The organism is Collinsella aerofaciens, from assembly GCF_025289055.1.
GTDB lineage: Bacteria > Actinomycetota > Coriobacteriia > Coriobacteriales > Coriobacteriaceae > Collinsella.
Window position 1 is genome coordinate 1 of sequence record NZ_JAESIQ010000038.1, and the last position, 4984, is coordinate 4984.

Annotated in this window: 3 protein-coding genes; 1 reads left to right on the forward strand and 2 read right to left on the reverse strand. The window is 63.5% G+C overall.

Annotation, left to right across the window (positions count from 1 at the left end; all coding sequences use genetic code 11):
- The coding region (locus JMJ97_RS09330; RefSeq protein WP_260700090.1) for a protein kinase domain-containing protein at positions 1–905 on the reverse strand (905 nt) is incomplete at its 3' end.
- 171 nt (positions 906–1076) lie between these two features.
- Positions 1077–2039, reverse strand: a complete 963-nt coding sequence (locus JMJ97_RS09625; RefSeq protein WP_260700091.1) for an FHA domain-containing protein — start codon at positions 2037–2039, stop codon at positions 1077–1079.
- A 506-nt stretch (positions 2040–2545) separates the two neighbouring features.
- Here JMJ97_RS09625 and JMJ97_RS09340 point away from each other — a divergent pair.
- Entirely contained in the window at positions 2546–4774 is a 2229-nt protein-coding gene (locus tag JMJ97_RS09340; RefSeq protein WP_276550601.1) for a DEAD/DEAH box helicase, read from the forward strand.
- The last annotated feature ends 210 nt before the right edge of the window (positions 4775–4984 follow it).

Sequence of the window (4984 nt, forward strand, 5' to 3'; positions counted from 1 at the left end):
CCGCAGGAAGCTTGGATACGCCTAGGCGCGGTCCAAGAAATCGTCCGCACCCCCAAGTCAAACGGTTTGCGACCGCTGTAGAGCTGGTACAGAATGCTCGAAAGCGCATAGACGTCGATTGCCGGCGAACGGCGAAGGGCCGCGATGCCTTCGATATCCTGCGTGAGCATCTCGGGCGCGGCGTATGCGGGCGTGGCAAAACGCCAGATGTCGGCGCGCCGGGTGATCGTGTCGTCGCCGAGAGCCATGGTCGCGGAGCCCATGTCGATGAGGCAGGGGTCAAAGGAACAATCAGCAATCTGCTGCTCGAGCGTTCGGCTGGTGGTGCGGAACATGATATTGGCAGGCGACAGGTCGCGATGGATGACCGGATTCACGAGGCCTTGGGTCATCAAGAGCGCACGAAGCACGGCGTTTCCGACGGCGGCGACCATCTGGGTGGTCAGCCCGCCCGAGGCGTCGTGCGGAAGCAGGGGCAGCGCCTGCTTGAGCGAGGTGCCCTCGACCCACTCCATGAGGATGAGAGGGTCATCCTCGCACGATCCGTAGCCATAGACGCGCGGAAATCCGCGCAGGTGCGAGACGGTACACAGATGACGGTACTCCTCGAACAGCGCGGCGGTGCTGGCCAGGTGCGCTGCCGATTGCTCGGCGGAGCGGTCGGGGGCTTGGCCGGAAAGGATAGCGTTGTCCTTGAGCAGCTTGACGGCAAAGACCTCGCCGCTCGTGTTGGTCGCGCGCAGCACGTGCCCGATGTTGCCGTTGTTGCGGTGGGCTGTCTGGAGAATAAGCGTCATAAACCGACGTTTGGCGTCGTCCTCGGCGCTGGGGTCGACCGCCACGGCGGTATCGAACGTATCGAGACGGATGAGTTTGTCGCCATAGGCGCTATCGGTAGTATCCATGGCGTTCCTTTGTCTGGCATGGGTTGCCGCACGTATACGCGAGCAGTGCGGATATCGGTAAAGTACCATGATAGCCGCACTGCCCACGTATACCGCTGAGCATTGTCGTTTACGACGCAGAAGGTAGAAGACGAAAGACGGACGGCGACCGTCTTCCGATCGCCGTCCGCGCTAGTCCACAATGACAAGGAATGTCGTGTAGAGACCCAGATGGAGCCTGTCGCTGTTTTCGATTTCCACTGGGGGATAGATCTTGCCAGGCTCGCGTTGGTCGCGCGGCGGCTCAATCACAATATCGCCGTCACCCGCGCCCGATTCGAGCACTGTGCCGTTGGTCGACCCAAGGCCCTGGGCGTACCAGTGCTCACCCTCAAGCCAAATGCGAAGATGCTCGCGCGATGCGTCGGCGCCCACATCGGTGATGCTGGGCGAGGTTTTGGGCAAAGAACCAATCACGGTGCCGCGCGGATCGCGTGTGAGGGGATGGATTTGCATGCCGGCGCAGTTGTCGGCATGGGTTCTGAGCAGACCGAGGTTGGGGGCGACGGTGCGCGGCTGCTCCAGGCTGCTCATAAAGCCACGTCCGACGGTAGTTTCGGTGGTGCCAAAGTGCTCGCCCGTCTTGCTGTCGCAAAAGCGCTCGACGGTGGCCACGCCCTGAACGGGATCGGCGAGCGCCCCCGTTGCCACAAAGAGCATAAGGTAAAGCGTGCTTTTCTCGCGCACGGCATTGCCGTCAAAGTTGTCGATGCGATTGAGGGCATTTGCATATAGGCGGCTGTCCAGCTTGTAGCTGGCGAGAGCCGACATCATTTCGTTGGCGGCCGGACCGCGATAGTGCTCGGCGATTGCCTGATAGGCGGACTCGCCGCCGCCGAGCTTGCTGCAGATTGCCGCGGAAAGGTTGAGCGTGGTGACGGTAGAGTCGCTGTAGATGGCGGGCGCGCACTGGTCAGGCTTGCGATGGACGATGTAACGGGTGAGATACGAGCGGTTGGAAGAGCATTTCTCGAGCAGGGTACTGCCGAGATAAGAGTTTCCGTTGATAAGCATTCGGGCGATCTCGAGATGTTTAAGACCGCCGAACGAGCGAATATCGTTATAGAGGACCGAGCACGGCGTCTCTGCTGCCACGGATACCTCCTTTGATTGCTTCCTAGCCAATATGGCGATAGGAATTAATGGCCCCGGTGGGCGACGTATTAAATGGCTGCACAATAAATAGTGTAACCAAAGCAACATTATAGGCCACATGTTCGAAATTGCAGGAAGACCGAGAGATTTTGGTTGGACTGAACGGAAATCCCCCTCTGTCTTGTTCTATAACATTTGGACCCGGTTTTGCCCTGCATCTGTTACAGATTGACACAATCGGCCAGGCCCACCTCGTCCGCCTCGTCATCTGTGGTTTACGTGGGGGCATACGGAGTACGGGTATACTAACCGGCGGCGAATCTGCTCCATCGCTTAGGGCCGCTGCGTCTGGACGGCGCGTGATAGGGCTGCCAAAGCGATCGCCAGCGTGCTGAGCAACGTCCTCTCTGTGCGCACCCGTTTTTGTATGTATTAGCGCACTACCAAGCACGCCCGCGCGGCCGCATGCCGTGCCCATAGCGCGTGCAGATAAGGAACAACAACATATGCGTAATTCTGTATCCGACGTCACCGACGCCGAGATTCTGGACGAGACCCGCGAGGCTATGGCCCAGGCTGCCTTCGATGCCGCCGATGAGGCCAACGCCGCCCAGGCCGTCGAGTCCGCTACCGAGAACCTGCCCGCCTTTGACGAGCTGGGACTTTCCGACGAAATGCTTCGTGCCATCGAGAACCTGGGCTACACGGCGCCGACGCCCGTGCAGGCCGGTTCGATCCCCGTGGTGCTCGAGGGCCGCGACCTGCTTGCCGCCGCTCAGACCGGCACCGGCAAGACGGCCGCCTTTTTGCTGCCGACCATGAACAATCTGGAACACATTGCTCCGCCCAAACCCGTGCGCGAGCGCGGCAGCCGCAACCGCCGTCGCGGTGCTAAAAAGCCCGAGGGCAACGGCCGCGGCCCCGTGATGCTCGTCATCACTCCTACGCGCGAGCTTGCCCAGCAGATCGACGAGGTTGCGAGCAAAATCGCCGACGTCACCGGCCATGTCGCCGTGACCGTCGTGGGCGGCGTGAGCTACAAGCCGCAGACTGCTGCCCTCAAGTACGGCTGCGACATCCTGGTCGCCACGCCGGGCCGTCTGGTCGATCTGATCGAGCAGGGCGCCTGCCACCTGGATGAGGTTAAGGTCCTGGTGCTCGACGAGGCCGACCGCATGCTCGACATGGGCTTTTTGCCCGCCGTCCGCCGCATTGTGCGCGAGACGCCGGCCGAGCGCCAGACGCTGCTGTTCTCGGCGACGCTCGACGAGGAGGCCGTGGGCGAGATCACCGACCTGGTGAGCGACCCGGCCCGCGTGGAGATCGCGCCGGCCACGTCGACCGCCGACACCGTCGACCAGTTTGTGTTCCCGGTGTCCATCGAGGCCAAGAACAACCTGTTGCCCGAGTTCCTCAAAAAGGAGGGCCCGGAGCGCACCATCGTCTTTATGCGCACCAAGCACCGCGCCGACAGCTGCTGCCGTCGTCTGGAGCGCAAGGGCATCAAGGCCGCTGCGATTCACGGCAACCGCAGCCAGGCCCAGCGCGAGCGCGCGCTTTCTGCCTTCCGCGACGGCACCGTCGACGTACTGGTGGCAACCGATGTTCTCGCCCGCGGCATCGACATTAGCGACGTGCGCTACGTCGTGAACTTTGACGTGCCGGCCGAGCCGACCGACTATATCCACCGCATTGGCCGCACGGGCCGCGCCGGCGAGCTGGGCTGGGCCATCACGTTTGTGACCGAGCAGGATGTCGATGAGTTCTACGAGATCGAGAAGCTCATGGACAAGACCGCCGACATCTACGAGGCCGGCGACCTGCATGTGGGCCCCAATCCGCCCGCGGTTGACCCCGAGCGCGATCCTGCGGCCTTTAAGGTGAAGAAGAAGACCAAGCGCGGCAAGTCCAAGAGCAAGAAGAAGCTTGAGCAGGCGCGTCGCGACGGCAAGCGCAACGGCGACGATTACGGCGATGTGGCCGGTCGTTCCAACCGCGGCCGCGGCGAGCGTCGAGGCGACGGCGAGCGTCCGAGCCGTCCCAAGCGCGGCGGCAAGACCCGCGTGCGCGAGGGCGTTCAGGCTCGCGTGGACGAGGCTGTGGAGAGCGTGGCCCGCGAGGTGGCTGCCGAGGAGCGCGGCGGTGCTGACGCCGTCAAGCAGGCCCCGCGTGGCAACCGTGCCGAGCGCCGTGCCAAGCAGTTCCAGGGCGAGGCGCACCGCCGTCGTCGTGAGGACGAGGACCGTGGCGGCCGTCGCCGTGTTGAGCGCGAGGACGAGGGCCGCGGTTCGCGCGGCGGCAAGCGCGGTTCGGGTGACCGTCGTCGCTCCGGTCGTAATGACGAGCGCGGTGGCCGTGATGAGCGCCGTGGCGGCGAGGGCCGTGGTGAGCGTGGTGCCCGCGGCGGTGAGTCCCGTGGCGGCAAGCGCTTTGAAGAGCGCGGTAGCCGCGGCGGCGAGCGTCGCGAGGGTGCTCGCGGCAATGGCGGCCGCGGCGGCGCCGGTCGTTCTAACGAGTCGCGCGATCGTCGTGACCCGCGTGCCAGCCGCGATCGTCGCGATGATTGGCGCAACTACGACGATACCCGCGAGGAGCGTCGTGGTGGCAACCAGGCCGGCTCCCGTGGCGGCCGTGCCGGCGGTCGCGATAACCGTGGCAGCTATGGCAACAGCCGTGGCGGCAAGCGCGGCGGCAGCTCCCGTCGCCCCGGTGACGGCGGCGGCAAGCGCAAGTAACATACACATCGCACGCTAGCGTGAGACAAGCTAAGGGCCCGAGCAAACAACGCTCGGGCCCTTTTGTTTGCCGTGTCCATCGCTAATTCAAACGTGATTTTCTCGGGAATGCATCTGGGGGATGCTGAGGACCTATTTTCTGCCATGCAGCAATGGGGGGTGCGGACGATTTCTTGGACCGCGCCTAGGCGTATCCAAGCTTCCTGCGGT